Consider the following 6,262-nt stretch of genomic DNA (forward strand, 5'->3'; position numbering starts at 1 on the left):
AATAAATATTTTTCATCGCAGCTGTCTTTGTTGGCCCATTGTTTTGCGGCGTAAGGTTGATATTGTGCCAGCGCATTGCTGCCTGTTGCCGTACGATCAAAGCCGATACCAATACTATCTGCTTTGTGATAGTACACCGGATTCCATTCCGGGCGGTGCTGATTATTGACCCATGGAGCGGGGCCATAGTGATGACCGGTGCCCATGATGTGATGCAGCCCGAGCGGGTTGGAATATTGTACCAAGATGTCGCGGCTTTCCAGCATTAGTGGCGTAGCAGCTTTCAGAAACTGCGGGTTGTTGGAGTAAGTCATCCGTAGCCATTCGTCGGCAATCTGTTTACTGGAGAGGGTGTGATCCCATGCGAGGCGGCCCAGTGCATACCAGTTGGCTTGTGCAAAAGGATGGCCGCACCAGTTGATCTCGTTTCCGATATTGGCTACGCCTGACATGCCATTTAGTGCGTGAGCATATAAACTGCCATCAATTACTTTGGCCACGGTGCTGCCTTTTCCTTTGGCGTAGGTATCACTTTCCAGTGTTTCTTTAAACAGGGGTGCGAGAAACACAAGACTGGTACCTTGCCCCAGGTATTCCTGTGTTACCTGGAATTCCATCATCAACGGTGTGTTGGGCATGGCGCCAAATAAAGGATGAAAAGGTTCCCGGGGCATGAAGTCGATGGCGCCGTTTTTTACCTGTACCATCACGTTGGACCGGAAGGTACCGTCGAGGGGAACAAAGTCGTCGTAGGCTTGCTTGTGGCGGTCTAACGGGTTTTCGTTGCTGTACACAAATGCGCGCCATATAATAATGCCTTTAAACGGGGCGATGGCGTCTGCCAGCATGTTGGCGCCATCGGCATGGGTGCGTTTATAATCCTGGGGACCGGGTTGTCCTTCACTGTTGGCTTTTACGAGGAAGCCGCCGAAGTCAGGAATGTAAGTATATACTTCTTTTATTTTTTCTTTCCACCAGCGCTGTACGTCTTCATTCAGCGGGTCGGCTGTTTTCAGTCCGCCGATTTCGATAGGAGCGCTGAACCTTGCCGTGAGATAGACTTTGATGCCGTAAGGTCTGAATACATCTGCCAGTGCTTTTACTTTTTTCAGATAAGCCGGGGTAAGAATGATGGCGTTCGCATTTACGTTGGTAATGACGGTGCCGTTGATACCGATTGATGCATTTGCTCTTGCGTAGTCGATATAGCGTTGGTCAATATAATCCGGCAGCAGATGCCAGTTCCAGATGGAGAAGCCGGCATAGCCTCTTTCCACTGTTCTGTTGGGGTTGTCCCAATGATCGAGCATCCGGAGGCGGATTTTTGGTGCGGAAATAATATGTAGTGGTTGAATAGATTGTTCCGTTTGCAGGAGGCGCAGGAAATGAAAGGTGCCATACAGTACTCCTTTTTCTGAGTTTCCGGAGATGAGAATACACCGGTGTCCATTCAGGATTTTGGTGATAATCACGAAACCTTCTTCACCGGCATCCTGCAGCAGTGGCGTGATGCCGGCGTTGCTGATCAGCGGGGAGGAGAGGGGAGTGCCTGCAATGATGGCGCCGCTGCGAATGCCGCCGGGGTTGATGGCCACTTTTGTTTGAAGCAACCCATTCAATCCGTGGGACAGTTCATCCCTGACGATGTGCATGGTGGCAGAGGAGCCGCTTGTGATGATGGTGGAAATATTTTCGCGGTAGGTTTGCAGCAGTGCTTTATTGCCGACGGGCGTGTATCGCAGCCAGAGATCATATCCGTTTTCTCCTTTTGTTAGCAGGAAGCAGCAAAGGCATAAAAGCAGTAACGTGTTTCTTTTCATACGTTTTGTGGAATCAGGTGCCTCATGACGATGCCGGAACAAATCAACAGGGCGCTGGCATCAGCCCATAACGCGGAGTATAAAAAAAGCTTTTTTTATCGACATTATCCTAAAAAATACAACTATTTTCTATTTTTTACGTAATCGGTTGCATAAATATCGCAAAAAAAATTATCCTGGCAATTTGTTTCTCTCAGAGGAGGCTCTAACGACCATGTCTGCACGAAGTGTGATGGCATTGGTCGTATACAGGTTGCTGATGCCTTTCAGGTGGTTAATCAGGTAGGTGGCAGCGGTGTTGCCGATACTGTCGCCGGAATAGTCCATGGTAGTGAGATTAGGCTCAATTACGCGGCTGATGGGGTCATTGTTAAACCCGGCAAAGGCAATATCTTCCGGAATACGCAGACCGGCTGCTTTAAGGGCGATCATACAATATACTGCGGCGGTATCATTCGCGGAAAAAACGGCATCGGGGCGATCGGCAGGCGCCATGTCCAGGATATATTTAGCGGCATCGGCACCGGCCTGTTCTGAAAGGGTGCTGGTTAAATGGAGTTTCTCTGTACATGGTAAACGATGCTCCTGCAGTGCCTTCCGGTAGCCGTTAAATCGTTCCTGGTAAACATTCCTCAGCAGATTTCCTCCCAGGTGCATGATCCTCCTGCAGCCCTGTGCAATCAGGTGCTGGGTCATGTTGTAGGCGGCTTCATAGTTATTGATACCTACAGAGGTACTTTCATCATGTGCATACACACGGTCAAAGAACACCACGGGGATTTTACGCTTGAAAAAAGGCTCCAGGTGCCTGATATCCTGTGTGTTGGACGACAGGGAAATGAGCAATCCATCTACTCTTTTGTTGAACATCGTAGCGGCGTTGCGCTTTTCTTTCTCCACATCTTCCAGTGACTGCGCAATAATAAGGTTATAACCATGCCGGTTGGCCGCATTCTCCATGCCGGCCAGTGCACTCGACATAAAGTGACTGTTCAGCCGCGGCACCAGTACACCCAAAGTATGGGTATGCTTGCTCCTTAAGCTGCTGGCAAAGGTATTGGACTGATAGCCAAGAGATTTTGCTGCCTCGGCAATTTTTTTACGGGTGCTTTTGCTGATCGTTGGATTGTCCTTCAACCCCCTGCTCACCGTGGCTGCCGATACATTCAGGTATCTGGCGATGTCATATATAGTTACTTCCCGGTCTTCTGGCATGTTAGTTCAGCTTGTTTACCAAAGGAAATGAACTTTTTTTGAATAAAAAAATGCAATCGGTTACGTAAGTCTGAATTTTTCTTATATTCGTTTTGCAGAACAAGTCCCCCGTGTCAGCCAACAATCGATTTTTATGTAAAATACCCGTTATGAAACAACTTAATTATCAGCCACGTTTTTTCTTTTTTGAGGTACCCAACGGTAGTACCCACCATTTATACGGCAACTTTCCAACACGTCCCTGACCGTTTTATAGCTTAACCAGATGAAGTAACCACGTTAGACGGATGCCGCCTCTTCTTTTTTACCCATTTTTATAATTGTCTAAACGACACTAATCGTTATGAAAAAAACTAAGCAATTAAAAAGTAGCAGGAACATCGTCGGGTTATGGACGATGCTTCTCTTTGCGGCTTGTCTTTTAATCAGGCCAGCCCTTTCCTTTGCACAGGATAAAGCGCTCCATGGCCGCGTGACAACAAATACCGGAGAGCCCATTCCCGGCGCATCCATTGTAATAAAAGGCACTAATAAAGGAGAAACCACTAAAGCCAACGGCGAGTTTTCAATCGTAGCCGCCAAAGGGGCTGTCCTTATTATTTCAAGTATTGGTTTCTCCAACCAGGAAATGACGGTAGGAGATAACACCGATATCAACGTGCAACTAACGGTAGCGACAAAAGATATTGGAGAAGTAGTAGTAGTGGGCTATGGTACACAAAAGAAAAAGGACTTAACCGGCGCCGTCGCCAGCGTAAACCTGGAGGCACTCAGCAACGCGCCCAATACCAATATTGGCCAGTATCTGCAGGGAACCGTACCCGGACTAAATGTTGGTATCGCCACCATTGCCGGCGGCACGCCGCCCATTTCCATCAGGGGCCGCGTAACGTTGAATGGTAATCAGAATGTACTGATCATTCTCGATGGCATTCAATATACCGGTTCACTCTCTTACATCAATCCCGATGATATTGCCACCATTGACATACTGAAAGATGCCAGCTCCACAGCGGTGTACGGCGCACAGGCGGCTAACGGTGTTATCCTGATTACCTCGCGGAAAGGAAAGATTAATCAAAAGCCGCGCATCGCCTTTTCTACTTCCTACACCACACAAAAACCTACTATCGGCAACCTGCGACCGTACGACCGCGACGGATACCTGGCCTATCTGCGGGAAGCATTTTACGACAAAGCCTATCTGGGACCGGATTACACCACGCCCAATCCCGATTTCAAAATTGAAGATGTGGCGGACAATAGTATTCGTGATGGACAGGGCCACCTGCTGCCCAATAATTACGACTGGTTTAATGCAGGCACCAATACCGGCACCATCGGAGAAAATAACCTGAGCATTTCCGGTGGCGGTGATCGGGTTACCTATTTATTATCGGGCAGCCTGGTGGATCAGAAAGGATTTATTATGAATGATAAATTTAAAAGAAAGTCTATCCGCGCCAACATCGAAACACGGCCTTTGAGCTGGTGGAAAGTAGGCCTCCTGTCCTCCGCTGCATTTATCAACCAGGACGGTGCTGAGCCATCTTTCGGCAGCCTGCAGCGCATGACACCACTCATTGTTCCCTACGATACTGCCGGCAACCTGATACCCTTTCCCATGAATACATTGGAGCCCAATCCATTTACCACTTATAATGTAGATGACTACGACAGAACCAACTATTATTTCGCCAATATATACACGGACATAGATTTTCCTTTTTTAAAGGGACTTAACTACCGGATGAATTTCGGCAACAACTCCCGTTTGTCGAAACACTTTTTTTCCAGCATCTATGATGCCGGTCAAACAGGTAGGGCTTACAAAGAGTTCCAGGATTACTATGATTATACTTTTGATAATATTCTTACTTACTCGAAAAGCTTTGGTCAGCATGATATCTCCGCTACCTTATTGTATGGCGCCGTTGGCAGAAAGTTCAACAGCACGTTTTCTGAAGCAAGAGGATTTCCGCGGTTAACGCTGAGCTACAACAATCTTTCTCAGGGCGCCAACCAGTTTGCGCAGTCGGATGCATGGGAAGAAAGTCTGGCTTACCAGATGGCACGTGTAAACTATAAATTCAGAGACAAATACCTGCTGACCGCTATTCTGCGCCGGGACGGCTTTTCAGGGTTCGCCAAAAATAATAAATATGGCACCTTCCCGGTACTGGCACTGGGATGGATATTATCTGAAGAAAATTTTATTAAACGCATTAAAGCGCTCGATTATCTTAAACTGCGTGCGGGATATGGTGTAACCGGCAACCAAACATCCCGCTATACTTCCATGGCGCGTGTTACCACCGGCGCGGCCTATGTATACGGCGATGGAGGTACTACTGCTTTTGGTCAGCAGGTATCTTCATTGGGTAATGATAACCTGAAATGGGAGCGCACCAAAGGATTGAATCTGGGTGTTGATGTGGCACTGTTTAAGAACAAACTCAGTGGCTCGGTGGACTATTACCGCAACACCACCAACAACTTATTGTACAGCGTGGCCATTCCCGGTGTTACCGGGTTTAGCAGTATCACTACCAATCTTGGTCAAATCCTCAACACGGGATTGGAAGCAGCTTTAACGTATCAGCTAATTGATAAAAAGGATGTTAAATGGTCTGCATCTCTCAATGTTTCCACCAACAAAAATACGATTGTTAAACTCGCCGGTGCAGATGCCAACGGTGATGGTAAAGAAGATGATCTCGTGTCAAGTGGGTTATTTATCGGCAAATCTATCAATGCCATTTATGATTACCAGACAGCTGGTATATATCAGTTGAAAGATGAGCGTTTGCCAGGTTTTCCCGTTGGTTCGGTGAGAGTAGTGGACCAGAACAATGACAAGGATATCACACCGCAGGCGGACCGGATTTTTCTGGGAAGACAGGAGCCGGCCTATCGAATGAGCTTATTGCAAACCTTTTCCTATAAAGCTTTTACGGTGACTGTTTTCCTGAATTCAGTACAGGGTGGAAAGGATGGATATCTGGGGAATAATAATCCGTCGTTCTTCCGGGAAGACAATAGTATCCGGGTGAATAACCTGCAGGGTATTGATTTTTGGTCGCCCTCGAATCCAACCGGAAAATATCCAAGAAATATTTCCGGTTCCCATGCGAAAATAGAACCCAACATGTACCAGGATAGGAGCTTTGTGCGGTTGCAGGATGTATCGGTTTCCTATGACCTGGCATCCACGCTCTTTAAAAAAT

3 protein-coding genes are annotated in these 6,262 nt (G+C 47.3%); 1 reads left to right on the top strand and 2 read right to left on the bottom strand.

Features of this window, described 5'->3' with window-relative positions; translation table 11 throughout:
- Window positions 1–1,820: alpha-glucuronidase family glycosyl hydrolase (locus tag VIP81_RS04165; protein WP_331957216.1), on the bottom strand; the 1,820-nt coding region annotated here is incomplete at its 3' end.
- Window positions 1,821–1,991: 171 nt separating this feature from the next.
- The gene (locus VIP81_RS04170; RefSeq protein ID WP_331957217.1) at window positions 1,992–3,035 is read right to left on the bottom strand and encodes a LacI family DNA-binding transcriptional regulator; all 1,044 of its coding nucleotides are present in this window, start codon (window positions 3,033–3,035) and stop codon (window positions 1,992–1,994) included.
- Window positions 3,036–3,378: 343 nt separating this feature from the next.
- Here VIP81_RS04170 and VIP81_RS04175 point away from each other — a divergent pair.
- A partial coding sequence (locus tag VIP81_RS04175) for a SusC/RagA family TonB-linked outer membrane protein (RefSeq protein ID WP_331957218.1) occupies window positions 3,379–6,262 on the top strand: 2,884 nt, incomplete at its 3' end.

The organism is Chitinophaga sp. (assembly GCF_036566945.1).
Classification (GTDB): domain Bacteria; phylum Bacteroidota; class Bacteroidia; order Chitinophagales; family Chitinophagaceae; genus Chitinophaga.